The organism is Mycoplasmopsis pullorum (genome assembly GCF_001900245.1).
GTDB lineage: Bacteria > Bacillota_I > Bacilli_A > Mycoplasmatales > Metamycoplasmataceae > Mycoplasmopsis > Mycoplasmopsis pullorum.
The window spans coordinates 555426-578720 of the sequence record NZ_CP017813.1 but is presented as its reverse complement, the minus strand read 5'-3'; the positions used below and the strand labels follow the sequence as shown (position 1 = coordinate 578720).

Here is a 23295-nt window from a genome sequence, read left to right as displayed (position 1 = left end):
TTTATTAATGATTTTCAAATATTGAGTCAATATGATTTTGCAAATTCTGTATATTTATATTTTTTTCTGAAGAAACCATGAAATAGCTAACATCACCTATTTTTTGACTTTCTTCTTTAAAAGTTCGCAATAATTTTGACTTCTCTTTTTGATTCAACTTATCAATTTTAGTATAAACTAAACTAAAAACTATATTATTTAATCTTAAATATTCAATTATTTCTCAATCATTTTTAGTTATATTTGTTCTACTATCAATTAATAAAAATAAACATCTTATTTTTGTCGAAAAACGAAGATATTCATCGATCATTAACAACATTTTTTCCTTTTGACCTTTTGAAAGCTTAGCATACCCATATCCAGGTAAGTCGACAAAAACATAACCTTTTTCATTCTCAAAATAATTCAATAATTGAGTACGTCCTGGAGTTTTAGAAACTCTTGCTAATTTACCATTTTGTGTCAAAGCGTTTATTAAACTACTTTTACCAACATTCGATCTGCCTCAAAAACAAACCTCATAACCATGATGATCATATCAATTTTCACGAGAAGAAGACGATTTAACAAATTTATACATTTTTAAGTTTCTCCTTATGTCTTTCTAATGTTGAAGAAAATTTAATATCATCATAATTCGGGATAATTAAAATAGTTTCTAAATCTGGATTTAAAATTTTGTTACCAGCAGCTAATTCCAACTCATATGTGAAATCTTGAATATCACGACCACTGCGAATTATAAAATTAGAGTTTAGCTTTTTTGCTATATTAGCAATAAAATCTTTTTCATTAATTAAAACCTTTACATTTTTGATATTTTGTGTCTGTTTGAACACATTTTGATATCTTTGTTGAATGTTTCCTTGATTGTTTTTGTCAGGATTAATTGAAACTATTACGTACACAAAATCAAAAAGTTTTAAAGCTTTTAATAAAATTTGTTCGTGTCCCTGATGTCACGGATCAAACGAACCGGGATAAATAGCTATTTTACTACTCATATAATTTTAATGCATCTTGTGCGATTAATAATTCTTCATTAGTTCTAATTACATAAACAGGAATTGAACTTTCAGGTGAAGAGATAAGTTTAAAATCATCAATTTTACTGAAATTTAATTCGTTGTCTAATTTAATATTTAAAATATTTAATCTGCTTAAAACATTTTGACGCACATAGGGACTATTTTCCCCAACACCTGCAGTAAAGACGATTGCGTCAATTTTAGGTCCTATTTTATTTAAATAAATAGCTGTGTAATCTGCGATTTTTTGAGAATATAAATCCAATGCAAATTGTGCTTGTTCGTTACCTGAACGAGCAGCCCCTACAATGTCCCTCATATCACTTGAAACACCGGAAACTCCTAAAAGTCCAGATTTTTTATTTAAAATATCGGTAAATTCATTAATGTCAATTCCAGTCGCATTTAAGACAAATTGGTGAATTGATGGATCAATGTCCCCAGATCTTGTCCCCATCATAATACCAGCTAAAGGAGTTAATCCCATTGACGTATCAAATGATAATGAATCTTTAACAGCACATAAACTAGCACCATTTCCGATGTGTAAGTTAACAAAATTGACTTTATCTTTATTTAAAATATTTGATAATTTTTGTGTAATAAAACGGTGTGAAATCCCATGAGCTCCATATTTTTTAATTCCGTATTTTTCACTCAGTTCTCTAGGAATAGGATAGGTTGAATTAACTTTATTAATTGTTGTATGAAAAGCGGTATCAAAATTAGCTGATAATTTAGCATGTGGCATAAATTTTCTGAAAGCATTAATTGCCTGAACTGCTCCAGGATTGTGAAGAGGGGCATACATTGAAACTTTTTCGATCAGTTCAATTTCACGCTCCGACAATTTTGAAGATCTATCAAAATATGGTCCACCTTGGACAATTCTAAAGCCAATATACTCGATTTCATTAACTTCATTAATTACTTGCATTGACATCATCATGTCAATAATCACTTGAACTGCAACTGAATGGTCAGGAAGTGCAACTTCACGCTCTTGTTTTGAACCATTAAATTTTAAAGTTACCATACCTATTGGTAAGGTAATTCTTTCAGCTAAACCAGATGCTAAAGGTTCTAGCGTATCCTTATCAAAAAGCGTTAACTTAATTGAGCTGCTTCCAGCGTTAATAACAAGAACTTTTTTCATTAATTTGTCCCTTCTGACTGTAATACAGTAATTAAAATAGTGTTGTAGACATCTTCTACACTTGATCCACGAGATAAATCATTAACAGGTTTGGCAGCACCAACTACTACAGGTCCGATTGCACCATAGTTAGCTAATCTTTGGACCAATTTATATCCAATATTACCTGCTCCTAAATCAGGAAAAATTAAAACATTACTTTTTTCTGAATAAGAATCACGTTTATATTTTGCAGCTCTTACCTTTAAATCAAGTGCAGCATCTAATTGAATTTCTCCTAAAGCTAATGTAGAAGGATGTTTTAGATTATAAAGATCAGTCGCTTCACGAACCATTAAAGTTTTATCTGTTTTTGCAGATCCGTCAGTTGAAAAACTCAAAAATGCAACTTTTGGATCGAAATTTAACTGTTTTGCAAATTCGGTTGCATTAGCAGCGATATCAGCTAGTTGTTCTGCATTTGGTTCTGGATTAACTGAAATATCACTAAAAATTAACGTTTCTTCATTTTCTTTATGCATAATCATTACTGAAGAAATTGTTTTAATTCCTTTTTTAGGTCCGATCGTTTTAAATGCAGCTCTTAAAATATCAGATGTTGGATAAGCTAAACCACCAACAACACCATCAACTTCACCTAATGCTAAAAGCAACATCGCATAAACTGGTCTTGTAGCTACTGCTTGACGTGCTTGTTCAAGTGTTTCTTTACCTTTTCTTAATTCAACGTATTTTTCAATCATTACGTTTATTTTTTCTGAATCTGTGAAAATATTAATAAAGTTTAAACCATCAACAGGTTGAATTTCTTTTTCGACTAACAATAAAGTTTGAATGTTAGTAGTTTCTTTAATTTTTTTAGCTGCCTCAATCATTCTTGGATCATCACCATCGATTAACACAATAGTTTTTGGTGAATTTATTTTGTTCACTTTTTCTAAAATTTGATTAACAAAGTTCATTTCTTAACTCCTTAAAATTTGATTAAATAATTTCTTTATTTAATGTTAATATTTAAATTTTACATTATTATTAATTCAAATTTATAAAGATGTAACAAGTGGAAAAAAATTGCAAAGAATAAAAAAAATCACCATAAAGGTGATATGGCTGCCCCAGTTAGATTCGAACTAACGCGTGTCGGAACCAAAACCCGATGCCTTACCGCTTGGCTATGGGGCAAAATGGTGGGGGGAGAGGGATTCGAACCCCCGAATCCGAAGAAAGTGGGTTACAGCCACCCGCATTTGGCCGCTTTGCTATCCCCCCAGATTGCTCTAATATTATACATGAAAAATTTTTTTCAAATAATTAATTTTTCTTTTTTTAGAGCAAATTAAATAACATAATCAAATTAAAACTAAATGAATTTTAAATTTGAATTTTTTCAAAAACTAGACCATTTTCTAAAAGATCGTTTTCTAAATCAGGAATTAAATTCAATTCTTTTTCTAAATTTTCAACAACATTAAGAGACGGTTTGGTTGTAGGATTTTTTGGAGCGAATAATTCGCAAGTCTCATTTGCTTTTTCAATTGAAATGTCATATGTACCTATTTTTTGAGCTACTTCAATGATTTCATTTTTGTCATATGTTAATAAAGGTCTAAAAATTTGCATTTTTGTAACGCTTCCAATAGTCACTAATGATTCGATTGTTTGAGATGCAACTTGACCTAAGTTGTCACCATTTGAAATCGCTAAAAATCCATTTTTAATCGCATATTCTTGTGCGATACGATAAAAACTTCTTCTCATTAAGGTTATTTTATATGATTGATTTGAAGTCATAGCAAGATAATTCATTAATTGTGAATAATCGGCAAAAATTAACGATGAATTACCTTGATACTTTGTTAATGTTTGAACAAGTCTGCGAATTTTAGATACAGTTTTTTCATCAGTTTGTGGTGGTGTAATAAAAGTTAAAAATTCAACTTTCAGCCCACGTTTCATGAGTTTAAAAGCACTAACTGGACTGTCAATTCCACCACTAATTAAATGTAAAATGCGTCCACTTGAACCAACCGGTAACCCACCAAGTCCTTCATAATATTTTGAAAAAATATAAGTATTTTCTTTACGCACTTCAATATAAATAATTTGATCCGGATCATGAACATCAACAGTTAAGTTAGTGTTTTTTAAAATTAATCCACCTAATTTACGGTTTAATTCATCACTAGTTAACTCGAACTTTTTATCATTACGACGAGCTGCAATCTTAAAAGTTTTAGAATCTTTTTCAAGAGAATTTAAAACCGCTTGCTCAATTTTTTCAATTTTAGAATCAACAACATAAACAGGAGAAAAAGAACTAATACCAAATATATAATTTAATTTTTCAAGATTTTGCTCTGAATAAGGTATATACATTCTATCAAAACCAGTTTCAGGTTGAACTTGAACTATTTTCTTAATGTTTCTTTCTAATTGATTAATAAAATTACTTCTATTTTTACCTTTTAAAACTAACTCTGCATATCTAATTAAAATTTTGTTATATTCCATTTTTCTCTCTTTTCTCTAAAAATTTAATCATTTTCTCAAAAGCTAAATCATATTTTTTATCTAAATAAATATTATGAATTTTTTCAAACGAATTAGAGTGTCGTGTTTCTTGATCAATATATAAATGAATTCTGTTTTTAAATAATTCGTCGTACATATTTTTATAAGTAGTTAACTCAACAAAACGGTTAATTAAAAAAGAAATTGTATTTATTCATTCATCTAAATCGTTAATGTTTGCTTTTTGAATATTAAATTTATTTTTAATTATATTTAATTTTTCAAAATGATCTCTTAAAGACTCATCCTGTCTCAAAATTGGTTGAATTGACAATTCATAATATAAATCTTGAGTTTGTAAAAAACTTTTTTTCAAAACTATTTCTTTTTGAACTTCCGGTTTTAATATTGAATTAACAATATTTTGAGTTTTTGTTAAATTTGCAATAAAATAAGTAACTGTATTCTCGAAATTACCTCTTGTTTTTTTATTTTCAAATTCAGTCAAAATTTTTCTTAATATTTCTACTGTATCTAAAAATTCTTTATCATTAATTTCTTCAAATTTAATAAATTCGTCATAGAAATGAATAATTAATTTAATTTTACTTAATTGCGATTCAATGAATTTCATGATTTTGCTATTAACAACTTTAGAATTAAAATAACTTAAAAGTAGTATATACAAGTCAATTATCTTAGTTTCTAAATTAAAATCAATCTCATTTGAGTATGAATGTTGAATATTCGCAATTGTTTTTTGAATATTCAACAAATACAAATTATGACTTTTGCTTTTTTTGCAAATTTCAGGTAAATTTTCAAATAACGATCATTCTAAATTTTTTGAACGTAAAGTTATTTTCAATAAATTAAAAACTTTTTGCTCTAAATTATGCAATTTTTGCTCAATATTATCAAAATTAGCCTTAATTTTTTCATTTTCAATTTCGGTTAATTCTGCACAAACTACATTAACATAGTCCATAATAGTTTTATAACTATTTTTTAAAAGTATCTTATTAGCATTTAAATAATCGCGACATGAGAATGCAATAGCTAATAATTTACTTCAAATTTCTTCAACAGTATTTCATTTGTTATTTAAATCGCTAGATAAATTATTAAATTTATCAAAATCTTGAACAAATGTTTTATATGTTTTTTGAATTTTTTTGTATGAATTAAAATAAAAAAAGAAATTTCAAAAATTTTTCTTTCTATTTTGCAAGGTTGAATTTATTTCTTCTAAAAAATCTTTTTTCTTAGATAATGAATGATTTAATTCATCTAATTCATTATAAATTGAAATAAACTCTTTATGATGGACTAAAGCTTTTTTGAAACGAAAAAGGATGCTATTTGTTTGTTGTCATTTTAGTGAAATATCAGAATTTATCTTTTTTACTTTATCATTAATAAAATTAAAATTTAACGAAAGTGCACTTAAAAACAATAATATTAGTAAAAGTAGTATTAAAAAGACTAGAAAAATTTTAACCATAATATATATTATAATTGATTAAAACCACATTCGTTGTACTGAATCGACTTATAAGCTCAATTCCAAAAATTCATTATTTTTCACTCAAAAAACGATTAACTTGATCAATAAAATCTTTTTTGTTTTCTTTTCATATTGAATGACCTGATTTTTTAATTACTACGATTTCAACGTCACTCTTACAACTTAAATAATAATTGTCAATATTTTGCAAATCAATAATACCGTCAGCTTCTCCATAAATAAGCAATAAAGGTTTATCAAAACTTTTTAAACCTGTTTCAATTGAATCCATGTTCTCTAAATTTGGTAAACTGTGACCTAATTTGTAAACTGCATCTAAAGATTTTGATGTTTTTAAGTAATTAGACACATTATTCATAATTTCGCTATTTAGCAAAATTATATTAGGATCATAATAACATAAATTGACTAATTTTTGGTAATCTTTAATATTTCTTGGAAAGAAACATTCTTCAAATTCTTGTACACGCGATAAACCCGATCTACTCATTGGACCAACTAAGATTATTTTATCGATTATCTTTTTCAATTGTGGTACGACCATCATAGCAATACCACCTCCCATCGAGTGGCCAATTAAAGTAATATTTTTAATATTTAAAGAATTTACAAAATTGATAAAAATATCTTTGAAATAAAGTAGATTCATTTTATCAAAATTAAATTCACTTTTACCGTGTCCCGGCATGTTTAAACCATAGATATTATAATCACTAAAATTATCAAATAAATCTGTAAAATAGTTAAATTCGGAAGAAAATCCGTGGACAAAAATTAAATTCTTCTCTTTGCTATTATCGATTTTTAAATATTCTAAATTAAGATTATCGTATTGAAAATTTTCTATTTTTTTAATCATTAAAACCTCTCTATAAAATTGTATTAAAAATATCGAACAACTTCGGTAAAATCATTAATTTATCACAATAAAATATTTAGTCTGCAATATTTTCTCTAAAAAGTCCCAATATCTCGCTTAACTGTCCCGACATCACGAATAAAAAACACAAAGAATAATCTTTGTGTTTTTAAAATTAATTTCAAAATTATTTAATAATTTTTGTAACTGATCCAGCACCAACTGTACGTCCACCTTCACGGATTGAGAATTTTGTTCCTTCTTCAACCGCGATAGGAGCGATTAATTTAACAGTTAAGTTAACGTTTTCACCTGGCATAACCATTTCACGTCCTGGTTCAAATTCAACTCCACCTGTTACGTCTGTTGTACGGAAGTAGAATTGAGGTTTATAGTTTTTGAAGAATGGTGTGTGACGTCCACCTTCTTCTTTTTTAAGTACATAAATAGCAGCTTCGAATTCTGTGTGAGGAACGATTGAACCTGGTTTAGCTAAAACTTGTCCACGTTCGATGTCTTCACGGTTAACTCCACGAAGTAATAATCCAGCGTTGTCCCCAGCCATAGCTTCTTTAAGGTTTTTACGGAACATTTCGATTCCTGTAACAACTGTTTTTTTAGTAGGATGTAATCCAACGATTTCAACTTCTTCGTTTAATTGTAATTTTCCACGTTCAACACGTCCTGTAGCAACAGTTCCACGTCCTGTAATTGTGAAAACGTCTTCAACAGCCATTAAGAATGGTTTGTCAAATTCTTTAACAGGTGTTTCGATGTATGAGTCAACAGCATCCATCAATTCCATGATTGCTTCTTCATATTTAGCATCACCTTCAAGAGCTTTAACAGCAGAACCACGAATAACTGGAGCGTTGTCTCCGTCAAATCCGTATTCTGAAAGAAGTGAACGAACTTCCATTTCAACAAGATCGATCATTTCTTCTTCACCTTCTAACATATCTACTTTGTTTAAGAAAACAACGATACGAGGAACACCAACTTGTTTAGATAAAAGAATGTGTTCACGTGTTTGAGGCATAGGTCCATCTGTTGCAGCAACAACTAAGATAGCACCATCCATTTGAGCAGCACCGGTAATCATGTTTTTAACGTAGTCAGCGTGACCAGGACAGTCAACGTGAGCATAGTGACGTTTTTCAGTTTGATATTCGATGTGTGATGTGTTAATTGTAATTCCACGTGCTTTTTCTTCAGGTGCGTTATCAATAGAAGCATAATCACGAGCTTCTGATAAACCTTTCTTTGAAAGAACAGTAGCAATAGCAGCTGTTAAAGTTGTTTTACCGTGGTCAACGTGTCCGATTGTACCAACGTTAACGTGTTCTTTACTACGGTCAAAATCTAATTTAGCCATAATTTAATTTCCTTTCATTTTTGATTATTAATTATTTTATGATTTTAGCGCTAAAACCAACCTAAGTCTAGCCTTTCAACTAGAACCCGTCCATTGTGTAAATTAGCATATATATTTTACCAAAAAGTCATAATTTCAAAAATCTAAAAAATTTTTAAAAATTTAATAATGAAGCACTAAAATCCTAGAAACAATATTTTTTAATAACATTAATTATTCCGCTATTTTTATTGTCAAATTCAGCTTTAATATCTGCAATTTCTAATAATTTAGGTGACGAATTCGCCATTGCAATTAACTTATTAACCTTATTTTTAGGACTAGCATCATTAAGCGAATCGCCAATATGATACGTGTTTTTTAAATCGACATTTAATAAATTTGCAAAAATAATTTCCGCAGCTCCTTTTGAAGTATCTAAATTTGTAATTTCAATAAAATCATCTTTGGAACCAGAACTATGTATATTTAAAACATCTGAGAAATCATTTTTTAATTTTTTCAGCAATTTATTAATAACTTGAATGTCTTTATTTCAGATTAAAACTTGATATACATTTTGTTTTTGAATCTCTTCTAAATTCATTCTGCTTGTATTTTCGAAAAACTTTAAATCTTGTGAAATTTCTTCGTTTTCAAAATATAAAACTTCATCATTATCGATTTTAAGTAATGATAAACAGTTACTATTTTTAACAATTTTTAAAAGTGAAATCAAAATTTCTTTGTTAATAACACTACTAAAAATTTGTTCATTGCCAATAAATATTTCCGCACCATTCGAGAGAATATAATTGTCCCTGTCTAACTCACTCATTATTTCACGAGTTATATGAGAGTCCCCTCTTCCTGTTGCTGGGACAATTAAAATATTTTTCTGCTCTAAATCATTAAAAAACAGTTTAATTTGTTCACTTGCTGCACTTCGGTATCCATTGTAGTAATCTAAGGTAGTACCATCTAAATCAACGAAAATAATTTTAGAGTAGTTTTTGTCCCTTAATTGATCCAATTTTAAAATAAACTGTGACCATAATTCAAGTTTCTTTGCAAAAAATTTATCATTAATTGGAATTTCCTTTTTCGCTAATGCTCAAGTTAATATGAAAAAATAAGCGACTAATTTTTGTTGATAATAGCTATAAAAATCTCTTACACCATATTCTGATAAAAAAGTTTTTTCAGAAAACTTATCTAGATCTGTTGCACACACAAAAAGAGCTAAATCATAAAATTTGTTTCCTAAAGATGCATATTCTCAATCGACAAATCACAATTTTTCACCTTCCATCAAAATATTTGAAAAATATAAATCATTGTGAATTGGTACCTGTTCATTATTATCTGTTTGAAATATTTTTTTAACTTGTCCCCAAGATTTTTCCAAAACATCTGTTCAACGATTCAATTTCTTAATTTCTTGCACAAAGAATTCTAATCGTTTCAACATAAAATTTTCTTGAAAAATTAAGTTCGATTGATGTAATTTTAGTAGGTTTTGTGCAATTTTAGACAAGCTTGCTTTTGTAATTTGAAATTTACTATGCTTAACATATTCTCAAACAACAAATTTATCATTATTTTCAATAAATTTTGGTACAAAATCTAATTCATTTAAAACTTGATAAGAAACATTATGATTAAATCCATTTAGAATTTTTTCTTGTTTAAATAAATTACCGTCCTTGTACGAAATATTTGTATATCCTTTTTTTATAACTTCCATTACACAACCTTTATCAGTTTAAATCGATATTATTTTCTAAAAATTCAGCTAATCCAAAATTGTCAAATTCATTTTTTGTCACTTGATCGGAAATTTCAATAAATTCCGGAACAGAACCTTTAAGTGCAATAACTGTCCCAACGTATCCCTTTACAAAAGAATCATTCATCGAATCTCCAATGTGCATTGATTTTGATAAATCAAGATTAAAAAATTCGCAGTATTTCGCTGCACCTGTCCCTTTATTTACGTTTTTGCCCGTAATTTCTAAAAACGTTCTTCGTACTCCAGTGTCAGTGATTGTTAATTCATCATTGAAAATTAATTTTCACTCTTTAATAAAATCTTGAATCGTTCTGTTCGTGTTCGAAGTTATTGCAACCTTATACACATCGAAATTCGGTTTAAAATCATCAGGTAGAATTTGCACTTTTCGTCTTTCTCATAGATCTTTTTGAGCTATTGCAGATGTAGTATATGTATATGAATTCATTAGTGAATTAAATACGATTGTTGCTTCTTCTTTTTTAGCTAGATCAAATAATTGTTCTACCACTTCCTTTTTGATGCTTTGTGAATAAATCTCTTTTTTGTTCGCGAAAATTTTTGCACCGTTTCACAAAATTGCATTTTTTATTTTCATTTGTTCTAGAATTTCAAATGTTTCTGCATTTTCGCCACGACCAGTCAAAACAACAACTGGGATTTTTTGATTAATTTTTTCAATAATATTAATTAATCTTTGACTAGCTCTTCAACGACCGTCATTAGTTTTATGATCCAAAGAAGTGCCGTCTAAATCAATAAAAATAACAGATGGTTTATACATTTTTCTCCTTTAATCTCAGATATGCGGTCTGAGCAATCATAGCCCCATTATCTGTCGCGTACTTCAAATCGGGGACAATTACATAATCATGTAACTCTTGAAACCTTTTTCTCAACTCTTTATTCGCACTAACACCACCACCTAAAATCAACGTTTTTACTTTGTATTTGGTGAGTGCTAGTTTTGTTTTGTTAATTAAATATGAAATTGCAGATTCTTGAAACGAACAGGCTAATTGAACTAAATCAATTTCATCACCTTTCATTTTGGCTTTGTTAATTTGATTTAAAACACTTGTTTTTAGTCCGCTAAATGAAAAATCCAACTCATTTTCAGTTACTGGATGTGGTAACGAAATGAAATCACCAGAATATGTTTGATAAGTTTTATCAATAATTGGCCCGCCGGGGAAACCTAAGTTAGTTTTAACTGCAACCTTATCGAAAGCTTCTCCAACAGCATCATCTAAAGTTTCTCCAATAATTTCAGTTTCAAAGATATTTTTAGCATAAATCAATTGTGTATGTCCACCTGAAACTAACAAACAAAGTGCGGGATACTTTATTTCATGGTCAATTGAAGCAGAGAAAAAGTGTCCGTCTAAGTGATTAATTGGGACTATTGGCTTTTTTAAAGCGATTGCTAAAGCACTTGCAAAAAGGTATCCCACTTGTAAGGTTCCGATTAGTCCTGGTTTTTCTGTGTAAGCAATATAATCGATTTTCGATAAATCGTATTTATTTTTGAAATATTCATGAATTAAAGCGATATTCTTAACGTGTTCTCGAGAAGAAATTTCTGGTATAGTACCACCAAACTCTTTGAATATATCAATTTGCGAAATGCTTAACATATCAATAACTTTACCATCTTCTAAAAGAGCTATAGATGTATCATCATGACTTGTTTCAATTCCTAAAATTAACATTTCTTAACTCCTATTTGTGGTTGTTTGACGTATAATGGTTTGATGTCCAAAACATCTGTGTTCTTGTCAAATTTTTCTAAATATTGGACCATATTTTGAATTAAATGATTAAAATCTATTTTGTCTATCTCCACTTCAATTGAATCAATTACATCAATTTTATTAACATCAACAACATCAAACATATTCTCATAATAAAAGAGTTTACTTCCTTGAGCATCTAAATAATATTGTTTTTGTAATGGTTTTTGTTGAACTAGAATTTCAAATGAGTTAATCGTGAAAATAGGGACATTTCAAGTCATTGCAAGTGTTCGAAAAAACACTAATGATGAACGTAAACCGGTAAAGTAACCAGGACCTAAATTTGTCATTAAACCTAAAATTTGGTCAAATGGTACTTGATTTTTATCAATCATTTTTTGAAATTCACTAACAATTAAATGAACCTTCTTTGGATACTCCTTTAAATAAACAGAGTCAATTAAGTTAAAATCTTTATCATATAAAGCTAAAACAAAATCTCTTGATGTTGTATCTAAATAAAAATACATTAATTAAACTCCTTTATTTCATAAATATGGTGGTTTTCGTTATTTACATAAATTTTAATTTGAACATATTTTTTGAATTTTTCTGATAAATTTTCGCTTCATTCAATGGCGACAATATTATCTTCAAAATAATCTTCAAACTCATCAAGTGTACCATATAAATTGTACGCATCTATGTGGACTAGTCCAGGATATACTTTCATATAATTGAATGTTGGGCTAGTGATTTTTTGTTTAATACCTAATTCTTTACCAACTTCTTGTATTAATGTAGTTTTGCCAGCACCTAATTCACCACTTAATAATAAAAATTGAATTTTATTTTTGTGCAAAATATCAATTATTGTCCTTGCAACTTGGTTTAAATCATCCTTATTTTTAGATATTAAATTCATTATTAACCTCTTTTAAAGTTCGTAAGAAAGTAATTAAAATGCTTATAGTGTAATTATATAATTACAAATAAAAATAAATCTAAATTTGTGTAAAATTTGAATATTATGTTTCGATTATTAAAATTAATGCCTAAAAAAATTAAAATTTTGGTGTTTTTGAGTGTTTTATTAAGTGTTTTTTTACCTTTTTTAACACTTTTAATTCCAGTTTTTGTCAAACAGTTTATTACTGTTAGCGCTGGTCAAACTCAAGAATATATCGAAATTTTAATGTGAAAAATCTCAGTTCCAAGTTCAAGTAATTTGATATTAATTTTAAGTTTGTGTATATTAATTAATGCAATACTAATTTTTATATTCCAATTTTCAAATTTAAGATTAATAAATTACACTACAACACTAGCTACAATCTTTTTAAGAAATAAATTATTTGAAAAAATATTACATTTAAATAAAGAAGATATTGATAAATTGTCTTACGCAACAATAATTACTCGTTTTAGTTATGATATTCGTAAAATCATGCAAAACGGTTTTTGAACAATTTGTCGTGGACTAATTAATAGTATGTTTTCAATCATATGAGGATTAGTTTTTGCTTTAATAATTGGACCAATTTATGCAATTTCCATTGTTGTTGTAATCCCTTTATTAATTACTGGTTCAATTTTTGCAATCAAAAAATTATTCCCTCTTTATAAACAAGAAAGTATTAATTTAGACTATTTAAACGATGCTGCAAAACAGGATATTAATGGTATTAAATTAATTAAATCATTCAATTTAGAAAATATCCAGTCACAAAAATATGAATCTAAAAATAGTAATTTTAGAAATAACTCGCTTAAAACTTGAAATATTGCAGCTATTTCTTGAAATATTATTAAATACTTAGACAAAATTGGAATTATTGTTGTATTCATAATTGCCGGATTCATTGCAAAAGCATTCACTAGCGAAAATATCAAAGAAGAAGTTGGGATTATTTATCAATTTATTTCTTTTTTAGGAATCATTTCGTCCGGTGTGTTCTCGCTATGTTTTCAAGTTAACAACATTTTTAGAGCTACAGTTAGTTCAAAACGTTTAATTGATATTTTTGAAATTGTCCCTAAAATCCAAATTAGAAATACCAACATTGTCCCTCGAAATTGAAATATCAAATTTGAAAATGTGTCATTTTACTATGAAAATCAAAAACACATTCACGCAATCAAAAACTTATCATTCGAAATAAAAGAAAACGAATTTACAGCAATAATTGGTGAAACCGGTTCGGGAAAAAGTACAATAATTTCTCTAATTTTAAAAGAAATTGAACCTAGATCAGGTCGAATCACAATTGGCGGTATAGACATTAAAGAGATTGATACTAAAGCTTATTACGAAAAAATTTCAGCAGTTTTTCAAAAATCAATGATTTTAAGTGGTTCAATTAAATATAACATGATCCTTTCCAAACCACATGCTAATGTACATGAAATTGAAAATGCGACAAAAATCTCTGCAGCAGAATTTATCAACGAATACCAAGATCGTCATGAACAAATTATTGGACAACGTGGTGTTAACTTAAGTGGTGGACAACGTCAAAGACTGGCTATTGCACAGGCAATTATTAAAAATCCAAAAATATTAATCCTCGATGATGCAACATCAGCATTAGATAATAAAACCGATTTAATGATTAGAAAAAACATAGTTGAAAATCAAAAAGATATAACCTTAATCATGATTGCACAGCGTATTTCAACAGTCAAATTTGCTAATAATATTATTGTTTTAGATGAAGGACAAATGGTTGGACAAGGGAATCATGATTATTTAATGCAGAATAATGAATACTATAAAGAAATTTACAATTCACAATTGGAGAAATAATGCGAGAAAACAAATATATAAAAAAAGATAAAAAACTAAAAACTCTTAAAAAAATATATAGTTTTATTCCTTTTAGTAAAGGAACGTGATTTTGAGTTGTAACATTATTAATTTCTTTATCATTATTCGAAAGTTTTACAGGTTGATTAATTGGATATATTTTTGACAAATTTTTTAATCAGAATACTATCGGCGAGAATTTTGAAACAATTAAATACTTCATTTTTATCGGTTTTTTAATTCTTGCATACGTTTTACTTTCATTTTTTGAATGAATTCACGAAAAAATTATTGGTCCGCGTTTAACTAAATTTCCTTATCAACTTAGACAAGAGCTTTACAAAAAAATCCAAGCAATGCCGATTAGTTTTTTTGAAAACGAAAAAACTGGTGATTTAATGTCGTCAATTACCGAAGATACGGACAACTTATCTGAAGCAATCAACTCAATTATTTTGGATTATATAAATGTTATTTTTACATTTTCAATTACATTAACTTTAATGTTCTTATATGCTCCTATTTTAGCTGCTTTAACTTTAGTAATCTTGCCAATTACATCATTATTTTTCTTTAAAATCATTCTAAAAGGTCGTAAGTTTTTTAGAAAAAATAGAATGTTAATCGGTGAGTTAAATGGTTATGTTGAAGAAATCGTTGATGCTTTACCGCTAATTCGTATTCATCAACAACAAGAAAAAATACTCGAAGATTTTAAGCGACTAAATGAAAAACAAGCACTAAATCAATTTAGAGGTTCAATTTATTGATCGCTTTCAGGTTCTGCTTACTCAATAATGAAAGTACTAAACCAGCTAGTGGTAATTAGTATTGGAGCATTTTTCTTAATTAATAATTATCCATCATACGGAATAACTGGTCAGATAAGTTTGGGACTACTAACTTCGTTCTCAATTTATGTCAGCACAATGACTGATCAATTTTCAAAAATCTTAGACTTTTCGAACCAAATTCAAAATGCAATTTCATCATGAGAAAGAATTGAAAGAATTTTAGATTTAAAACCAGATCAAGATCAAAGCCAATTGGGGACACTTAACTTTAAGAGAGGGGACATTCGATTCAATGATGTGTTTTTTGCATATCCTAAAAATCCCGAAACTAAAGTTCTAAAAAATATTAATTTTTCAATTCCAAGCGGAAAATCTTTAGCTTTAGTTGGACACACTGGATGTGGTAAAACTACAGTTTCAAAACTACTTTCAAAATTTTATATCCCCACAGAGGGGACAATCACAATTGATGATCAAGAAATAAGAGAAATTAATGAATCAAGTTGACGTGAAAATATCGCCATTATTAATCAAGAGATTTTTCTTTTTGAAGACACAATTATGAATAATTTAAAAATCGTCAACAATCAAATCACAGATGAAGAAATCATTAAAATCTGCCAATTAACAAAAGCTGATAAATTTATTCAAAAACTTGAAAAGGGATATCAAACCGTTATTACTCATAATGGTGAAAATCTTTCTCAAGGACAACGCCAATTATTATCTATTACTCGAGCAATAATTTCAAAAAAATCGATAATTATTATGGATGAAGCAACATCAAATATAGATACTATCACCGAAAAATACATCCAAGAAGCTTTAAATTATTTAATGGATAATAAAACAATGTTGATTATCGCACACAGACTTAGCACAATCAAAAACTGCGACAATATCTTGGTTTTATCAAAAGGTGAAATTATCGAAAGCGGTACACATCAAGAATTGATGTCAAATTCTGAAAGTTATTACGCTCAACTTTACAAAATCGGATTTGAAAATTTATAGTTTAGTTAATTTAATAATATAATTTATGTACTTTAACAAAATAATAAAAAGGATACAAAAATGAAAAAAGTAGTATTAATCGTTATAGATGGATTAGGTTTAAGAGAAGAAACACAAGGTAATGGTTTTAAATTAGCAAATACACCAACCTTTGACAAGCTTTTTAAGGAATATCCAAATAGTATAATTCAAGCTTCTGGTGAATTTGTCGGATTACCTGCCGGACAAATGGGAAACTCAGAAGTGGGACACCTAAATATCGGAGCCGGGACAGTCGTTTATACAGGTTTATCTTTAATTGCTAAAGCACTTAAAGATGGATCTTATGCAAAAAACTACGCTTTTTTAGAAGCTTTTGATTCAGTAAAAGAAAATAATTCAACACTTCACTTGATGGGGTTACTTAGCCCAGGTGGGGTACACTCACTTGAAGATCACTTATTCGAATTAATTGAAGCAGCACATGCTAACGGTGTAAAAAATGTATCTGTCCACGTATTTGGTGATGGTCGTGACGTTGCACCACAATCAATTAAACCTTCACTTGAAAAATTGCAAAAATTAACAGACAAATACGGTTATAAAATCGCTTCAATCGCCGGAAGATTCTACGCAATGGACCGTGATAAAATGTTCGATCGTGTTGAAAAATCATATGAAGCTTTATTAGGGAACTCTACAAGCACATTTACAAATGTTTTAGATTTTGTCGATCAATCATATGCTCAAAACATCACAGATGAATTCTTTGTTCCATCAATTAATTCAACTTTAGATAAGAGTGCATTTGTTAAAGATAATGACTCAATTATTTTCTTTAACTTCCGTCCAGACCGTGCTCGTCAATTAACACATTGCTTTATTAACTCATCACTTTATGACTTTAAACCACAACATCCAGTAAAAATCAATAAATTCGTATCAATGATGAAATACGAAGGTCTTGATACAATAATTGCATTTGATGAAATGGTAATTTCTAATCCAATTGGTCGTGTTCTTGAAACTGCAGGAAAAACACAATTAAGAATTGCAGAAACTCAAAAATACGCACACGTAACATTCTTTATGGATGGTGGTAACGATATTGAATTTAAAAATTCAAAAAGAATTTTAGTCGATTCATTAAAAGTTGAATCGTACGCTGATGCTCCACATATGTCAGCTGAAGGTATTACTGATGCGCTTCTAGCAAACGCATTAAATTATGATGTAACAATTATGAACTTCGCTAACCCTGATATGGTTGGTCACACAGGTAACTTAAAATCTACAATTGAAGCAGTTTCTTTCTTAGATACTCAAATTAAAAGAATTGTGGATTGAGCTGAACAAAATGACGTAACTGTCTTTATTACAGCTGATCACGGTAATGCTGAAATTACTGAAGATGCTAATGGAAAACCAGCGACAAAACATACAAGTAGTCCAGTTATGTTAATTACAACCGATAAAAATCTTAAACTTAAAGATGGTAAATTAGCTAACGTAGCTCCTACTGTTTTAGACTACATCAGTGTAGCTCAACCTAAAGAAATGGATGAAGAATCTCTTTTAGTAAAATAACATTAATAGGAGTTTGTATATTCAAATTCCTATTTTTTATTTTTAAACTAGAATTCACTATAATTATTTAAAAAGGAGAATAAATGAACAAAGAATTAATTAAAAACGACTTTTACGATTATGTAACAGGTAAGTGACAAAAAGAAACTAAAATTCCTAGCGATTGAAGTTCAATTAGTTCATATTCTGAATTACATTTACAAATCGAAAAAGAACTAATAAAAATGGTTCAAGAATGATCAACCAACAAAAGAGAATTACCAAATAATAATCAAATACATGAAATGGTTAAATTCTACAAAATGGCCAAGAATACAAAAATGCAAACCAAATTGGGATGATCACCTGTTCAAAACGAATTAGAAATTATCGAAAATTTAAAAGATTGAAACGACTTTGAAAAGAATTTTAAATTACTAAGAAAAATTTCAAGTTGAATGCCTTATGTTTTTTCTGTTGGAGAAGATTTTATTGACAATAAAATTTACACTTTTTGAATTACAAAACCATCCCTAATTTTGCCATCTAGAGAATATTACAGTCTTAAAAAAGCAAAAGATTTAATTAAAACTATTAAAGAAGCTGCAACTAAATTGATGAAATCTTTAGGTAAAAAAGATTCAGAAATTAAAAGAATTCTTAAAAACGCTTTTGAAGCTGATCGCCAATTAGTTGAATATTCATTAACTAGTGAAGAAAAAAATAAAGTTGAATTACTTTATAACCCTTATACAGCAACCGAGCTGGAAAAAGTTTCGACTAAATTTCCACTTTTAAAGCAAGCTCAAGAGTTAGTTAAAACTGAAATTGATCAAATTGTTTCTTCAGATAAAAAATATCTTGACAACCTAGATAAAATTTACAACGAATTAATTTCATTTGAACAAGTAAAAGATTTAATGTATCTTAAAACAATTTTAAGCATTGGATCATATTTAACACCTGAAACTAGAGATATAACTTTTGAAATCAAAAAAGCAATTACCGGTGCAAAAGAATTGCCTAAACCAATGAAATGAGCTTATTTACAGGCTAATTCGTGATTTAGCGAACCACTAAGCTTATATTATGGAAAAAGTAATTTTAGTGAAAATGAACGTAAAGATGTTTTAAAAATGATTGATAAAATAATTAAAGTCTACCAAAACCGTCTTTCAAAAAATACTTGATTATCACCTCAAACTATCGAAAAAGCAATCAGTAAATTAAATAAAATTAAACCAATGGTAGGATATCCTGAATATATTTATTCATACTATGATAATTTTACTGTCACAGATTATAAAGATGGTGGTTCTTTAACATCAAATATCAATAAATTTAGTGAAATCATTGATCAATATTTGTTAACTCAATATAAAAAAGAAGTAGATCAAAACATTTGAGGAATGGCTTCTTATGAAGTAAATGCATACTTTAATCCTCTATCAAATAGAATTGTTTTTCCAGCCGGATACTTAAAAGCACCTTTTTATGACTATAATCAAAATTCAAGTGCAAACTATGGTGGATTAGGAATGACAATTGGACACGAAATTTCACATGCATTTGATAATAATGGTGCACAGTTTGACGAAAATGGTAGTTTCGAAAATTGATGAACACCAGAAGATTATGAAGCATTCCGTGAAAAAACACAAGCTATGATTAAAGCTTTTAACGGATACGAAACAAAATACGGAAAGATTAATGGTTCATTAACTGTTTCTGAAAATATTGCTGATCAAGGTGGTTTAATTTCAGCACTTGAAGCTGCTAAAACTGAAAAAGACTTTGATATTGAAAAATTCTTCGAAGGTTACGCATGATGTGAAAGAGCAAAAACTCGTCCTGAAGCTGCAATTCAAAGATTATTGACCGATCCACACTCACCTTCAAAAGAAAGAGTAAACATTCAAATGAAAATTTTTGCTCCTTTCCAAAAACACTATGAATTAGAACCGGGTGACGCACTATACACAGATCCAAAAGATATTTTTGAAATTTGATAAATAAAAAGCAAGTTAAATACTTGCTTTTAATTTATCTTTAACAAAGTCGCTTAATCATGTAGGTTTGGAATTATCGACTGAATCATTCGCATTTTCTAAAGCTTTTAATGATCCATTTTGCATCGCTACTGCATATCCAGTGATTAAAAAATTTGATACATCATTATCAGCGTCACCAAAAGATATAACACGATTTGGATCGATATTTCACTTATCTAATAATTTTTTCAACGAACGTCCTTTTGAAGCGGTTTTAGACATCACGTCAAAAAATTTAGGATGAGATTGTAAGAAATAAGAATCTTTTTTATCTTTAAAAAATTCATTTAATTCTAATCTAAGATTTTCTGTATTGGTTTCTATATCATCCAAAATAATTAAAAATTTAGTTACTGTATGATTTTCTAAATCCCGAAATGACTCTCCTACTCAATAATTATTCGGTAAGATTTGAGAATAATTTCTTTGATGAATGAAATTTGTTCGCTTAGCATCAAAAGAAGTAATTCCCTTTTCTGAATAAATCAAAAAATCGTATTTTTTAGCAGTTAAGAAATCATAAATTTCTTGAGCTTCCCCCATCGGGGATACCGACTAAATCTGTAATTGAGTCTGAAATTAAATCGTAAGTCATACCACCGTTTGAAAAAACACATTCTGTTTTTAATCCAGTTTCTTCAGCATATTTTTTTCCAGTATAGATTGGTCTACCAGTAGCCAGAATGATTTTTTTGCCAATTTGACTTAATTTCTTAATTGTGTTTATTGAACTTTCAAAAATTTCAGATTCATGATTTAAAAGTGTCCCATCTAGGTCAAAAACAAATAAATCAAAGTCATCAATTTTAGGATCATACAATTTAAAAACAGCACTTTGTTTATTAATTTCAGTAACTTGAGCATTAACAGATTTATTTGGACCAATGACTTTGAAAATTTGATTCACTTGGACATTTTGGGTGCAATCATCAAGTTTAAACTTGTTATTTTTTATTTCAATTTTATTGGATGTTTTTAATACCATAACAATATCCTTTTATATTAGTTTTTTTTAAAATATTTTATATATATTATAATTTTAAAAGAAACGGAGAAACAAGATGAAAAAAACTGTAATTATTGGTAATTGAAAAATGAATAAAACTTATTCTGAAACATTAAAATTCATTTCAGAATTCGCTTCACTTTATAATCAAAACAAAGATAAAGTATACTCAAACCTAGATTTCGCTGTTGCTTTACCTTTTACAAATTTATCTGCTGCACAAAGTAACACAGTTGCTGAATTGCAATTTAGTGCTCAAGACATGTCACAACACCAAAAAGGTGCATATACTGGAGAAATCAGTGCTGATATGTTATTAGACTTAAATGTTAAATACGTTATTTTAGGTCACTCAGAACGTCGTACATATCACCACGAAACTGATGAATTAGTAAATAATAAAGCTAAATTAGCAATTGAAAAAGGATTAGTACCTGTAATTTGTGTTGGTGAAACATTAGAAGAATATCAAGCAGGGAAAACTCAAGAAGTTGTCAGAACACAAATTGAAAACTCATTAAAAGACTTAGATTTAAGCAAAATTATCGTTGCTTATGAACCTGTTTGAGCAATCGGGACAGGCAAAGTTGCAACACCTGAAATTGCTGAAAACGTTTGTGAATTTATTAAATCAATTACATCACAAGACTTAGTATTACAATATGGTGGCAGCGTTAATCCAAAAAACATTGAAGATTTACACTCACAACCACACATTGACGGATTCCTTGTAGGTGGTGCTTCACTAGAAGCAGAAAGCTTTTTAAGCTTATTAACTTTAGGAAAATAGAAAAAAGTAGCTGTAAAAAGCTACTTTTTTACTTTAATCACGGCATAAAAACAATAATTGAACTCACGACTCCGATTAATATTATTCAAAATAACGATATTTTTTTATTATACAAATACATTCCTAATAAAAACATAATTGGAACATAAGCAAAAATAACATATAATCTTCAACCGCTGAAAAACGAACTTTTGGTTGAATTATGATTAATGACTAAATAACCTTTAGAACCGTTAAAGTTAATAAAAGGTAATAAACAATTAATAAATAATTGAATTGAAATAGAAATGATGATGCCTGCTACGATGGGTTTCATTAACAATAATAGAGATTTAATATATTTTTTATCTTCAAATTTTTTTAAATATTTTGCGGAGAAATACATAATAAAGATAGCTGGTAAACAAAACACACTATAAGTTAAAAACATAAGTAGGAATCCCCACCATTGTGCTTGTCCATCTAAATTATTCGAAAACAAAATCCCACTAAAAAGAGAAAACTTTGTTGAGAGTACCCCAGGGGTTACATTCGAAATTGTAAAGATCGAATCGATTTGTGCTTCCGTGATTCTAATCCCGAAACTATCATTCAGAATTTCTCAAAATCACTTAAATATAGGCATAAAAACTTGTCCACCACCAAAAACGGTAAGACTAATTATAATAAGACCTAAAAGCAAAAAAGAAATAGCTAATATCATTTTATTTGTCCCCTTTTTGGATTTTTTTGCTTTTTTTGAATAAACAAAATTCAACTACACCTAAAATGAGAAAGAAAAGTATCATAACAAAAATTGGTAAGTTAAATGGAGAGGGGACAAATACACAAAAGACAAGTGTCACCAAAAAAGTTAATAGTCATAAAGGTGTGTTCATCATATTTTTTGATTTAGTCATATAGCTTCATCCGAAACTTAAAAGTACTCCAGCAATAACTGAAAGAGCCCCAATGCTGATAGCATATAAATAGTTGATTGGCAAATAGCTAGCAAGCAAATATAAAACTAAAGCGATTAAAATGTGCGGAAAGATCGCAAAAAGAGTTAAAATGATTCCTTTAAAAATTCCTAAATTTTTAATCGCTAAAAAACTGATCGCTTGAATCACAGACGGTCCCGGTAACATATTGGTGACAATAACCATGCGGTCGAATTCTTCGATTGTTAATCATTTTTTCTTTTCAACTGCTTCGCTTTTTATCACAGGCATTATTGCGTTTCCGCCACCAAAACCGATAATCATGACTTTTAGAACGAAAATAAAAAGAGGTCAGAATTTATTTTTCATGTGTATATTTTACAAAATAAAACGTGGTATTAA

Annotated in this window: 22 protein-coding genes and 2 tRNA genes; 5 read left to right on the top strand and 19 right to left on the bottom strand. The window is 28.5% G+C overall.

Annotated features, from left to right (window positions below; all coding sequences use genetic code 4):
• Positions 1 to 4: 4 nt before the first annotated feature.
• The 15 genes from yihA to tsaE form a co-directional block, all read right to left on the bottom strand.
• Complete coding sequence (gene yihA / locus BLA55_RS02350; RefSeq protein ID WP_073372491.1) at positions 5 to 583, bottom strand: ribosome biogenesis GTP-binding protein YihA/YsxC; 579 nt, start codon at positions 581 to 583, stop codon at positions 5 to 7.
• Positions 576 to 1007, bottom strand: coding sequence for a pantetheine-phosphate adenylyltransferase (gene coaD / locus BLA55_RS02345; protein WP_073372490.1), 432 nt, complete (start codon positions 1005 to 1007; stop codon positions 576 to 578). Before coaD ends, yihA begins: the two co-directional genes overlap by 8 nt.
• Complete coding sequence (locus tag BLA55_RS02340; RefSeq protein ID WP_073372489.1) at positions 1000 to 2187, bottom strand: acetate/propionate family kinase; 1188 nt, start codon at positions 2185 to 2187, stop codon at positions 1000 to 1002. Before BLA55_RS02340 ends, coaD begins: the two co-directional genes overlap by 8 nt.
• On the bottom strand, positions 2187 to 3149 hold the full coding sequence (locus tag BLA55_RS02335) for a phosphate acetyltransferase (RefSeq protein ID WP_073372488.1): 963 nt from the start codon (positions 3147 to 3149) through the stop codon (positions 2187 to 2189). Before BLA55_RS02335 ends, BLA55_RS02340 begins: the two co-directional genes overlap by 1 nt.
• 145 nt (positions 3150 to 3294) lie before the next feature.
• Positions 3295 to 3369 (bottom strand) — tRNA-Gln (locus tag BLA55_RS02330).
• Between the two features lie 3 nt (positions 3370 to 3372).
• Positions 3373 to 3456, bottom strand: a tRNA-Tyr gene (locus BLA55_RS02325).
• 102 nt (positions 3457 to 3558) lie between these two features.
• Entirely contained in the window at positions 3559 to 4698 is a 1140-nt protein-coding gene (thiI, locus tag BLA55_RS02320) for a tRNA uracil 4-sulfurtransferase ThiI (protein ID WP_073372487.1), read from the bottom strand.
• Entirely contained in the window at positions 4688 to 6202 is a 1515-nt protein-coding gene (locus tag BLA55_RS02315; RefSeq protein WP_073372486.1) for a hypothetical protein, read from the bottom strand. The genes thiI and BLA55_RS02315 overlap by 11 nt, the downstream gene beginning before the upstream one ends.
• 73 nt (positions 6203 to 6275) lie before the next feature.
• Complete coding sequence (locus tag BLA55_RS02310; RefSeq protein WP_073372485.1) at positions 6276 to 7085, bottom strand: alpha/beta hydrolase; 810 nt, start codon at positions 7083 to 7085, stop codon at positions 6276 to 6278.
• Between the two features lie 187 nt (positions 7086 to 7272).
• Entirely contained in the window at positions 7273 to 8460 is a 1188-nt protein-coding gene (gene tuf / locus BLA55_RS02305; RefSeq protein ID WP_073372484.1) for an elongation factor Tu, read from the bottom strand.
• A 184-nt stretch (positions 8461 to 8644) separates the two neighbouring features.
• A complete protein-coding gene (locus tag BLA55_RS02300) occupies positions 8645 to 10186 on the bottom strand; it encodes an HAD hydrolase family protein (protein ID WP_073372483.1) in 1542 nt (513 codons plus the stop codon).
• A gap of 10 nt (positions 10187 to 10196) precedes the next feature.
• Complete coding sequence (locus tag BLA55_RS02295; RefSeq protein WP_073372482.1) at positions 10197 to 11015, bottom strand: HAD-IIB family hydrolase; 819 nt, start codon at positions 11013 to 11015, stop codon at positions 10197 to 10199.
• On the bottom strand, positions 11008 to 11943 hold the full coding sequence (gene tsaD, locus BLA55_RS02290) for a tRNA (adenosine(37)-N6)-threonylcarbamoyltransferase complex transferase subunit TsaD (RefSeq protein WP_073372481.1): 936 nt from the start codon (positions 11941 to 11943) through the stop codon (positions 11008 to 11010). The genes BLA55_RS02295 and tsaD overlap by 8 nt, the downstream gene beginning before the upstream one ends.
• Positions 11937 to 12497 carry a tRNA (adenosine(37)-N6)-threonylcarbamoyltransferase complex dimerization subunit type 1 TsaB gene (gene tsaB, locus BLA55_RS02285; RefSeq protein WP_073372480.1) on the bottom strand — a complete coding sequence of 187 codons (561 nt, stop codon included), beginning with the start codon at positions 12495 to 12497 and terminating at the stop codon, positions 11937 to 11939. The genes tsaD and tsaB overlap by 7 nt, the downstream gene beginning before the upstream one ends.
• Positions 12497 to 12892, bottom strand: coding sequence for a tRNA (adenosine(37)-N6)-threonylcarbamoyltransferase complex ATPase subunit type 1 TsaE (gene tsaE / locus BLA55_RS02280; RefSeq protein WP_073372479.1), 396 nt, complete (start codon positions 12890 to 12892; stop codon positions 12497 to 12499). Before tsaE ends, tsaB begins: the two co-directional genes overlap by 1 nt.
• 126 nt (positions 12893 to 13018) lie before the next feature.
• Here tsaE and BLA55_RS02275 point away from each other — a divergent pair, with 126 nt between their 5' ends.
• The 4 genes from BLA55_RS02275 (at position 13019) to BLA55_RS02260 (ending at position 20138) form a co-directional block, all read left to right on the top strand.
• Positions 13019 to 14773, top strand: coding sequence for an ABC transporter ATP-binding protein (locus BLA55_RS02275; protein ID WP_167542430.1), 1755 nt, complete (start codon positions 13019 to 13021; stop codon positions 14771 to 14773).
• Positions 14773 to 16581: an ABC transporter ATP-binding protein gene (locus BLA55_RS02270; RefSeq protein ID WP_084107644.1), complete on the top strand. Its 1809-nt coding sequence runs from the start codon at positions 14773 to 14775 to the stop codon at positions 16579 to 16581. The genes BLA55_RS02275 and BLA55_RS02270 overlap by 1 nt, the downstream gene beginning before the upstream one ends.
• A gap of 60 nt (positions 16582 to 16641) precedes the next feature.
• A complete protein-coding gene (gene gpmI, locus BLA55_RS02265; protein ID WP_073372476.1) occupies positions 16642 to 18147 on the top strand; it encodes a 2,3-bisphosphoglycerate-independent phosphoglycerate mutase in 1506 nt (501 codons plus the stop codon).
• Between the two features lie 83 nt (positions 18148 to 18230).
• Positions 18231 to 20138, top strand: a complete 1908-nt coding sequence (locus BLA55_RS02260; RefSeq protein WP_073372475.1) for a M13 family metallopeptidase — start codon at positions 18231 to 18233, stop codon at positions 20136 to 20138.
• 12 nt (positions 20139 to 20150) lie between these two features.
• On the opposite strand, the gene BLA55_RS04475 is transcribed toward BLA55_RS02260, so the two are convergent.
• Positions 20151 to 20720: an HAD hydrolase family protein gene (locus BLA55_RS04475; RefSeq protein ID WP_084107642.1), complete on the bottom strand. Its 570-nt coding sequence runs from the start codon at positions 20718 to 20720 to the stop codon at positions 20151 to 20153.
• Positions 20680 to 21162 carry an HAD family hydrolase gene (locus BLA55_RS04470; RefSeq protein ID WP_073372473.1) on the bottom strand — a complete coding sequence of 161 codons (483 nt, stop codon included), beginning with the start codon at positions 21160 to 21162 and terminating at the stop codon, positions 20680 to 20682. The genes BLA55_RS04475 and BLA55_RS04470 overlap by 41 nt, the downstream gene beginning before the upstream one ends.
• A 76-nt stretch (positions 21163 to 21238) precedes the next feature.
• On the opposite strand from BLA55_RS04470, the gene tpiA reads away from it, so the two are divergent.
• The gene (gene tpiA, locus BLA55_RS02245) at positions 21239 to 21973 is read left to right on the top strand and encodes a triose-phosphate isomerase (protein WP_073372472.1); all 735 of its coding nucleotides are present in this window, start codon (positions 21239 to 21241) and stop codon (positions 21971 to 21973) included.
• Positions 21974 to 22001: 28 nt separating this feature from the next.
• Here the strand turns inward: tpiA and BLA55_RS02240 are convergent, their stop codons facing one another.
• Entirely contained in the window at positions 22002 to 22676 is a 675-nt protein-coding gene (locus tag BLA55_RS02240; RefSeq protein ID WP_073372770.1) for a chromate transporter, read from the bottom strand.
• Between the two features lies 1 nt (position 22677).
• Positions 22678 to 23262 (bottom strand): chromate transporter, encoded by a 585-nt coding sequence (locus BLA55_RS02235; protein ID WP_073372471.1) that lies wholly within the window; start codon positions 23260 to 23262, stop codon positions 22678 to 22680.
• Between the last annotated feature and the right edge of the window lie 33 nt (positions 23263 to 23295).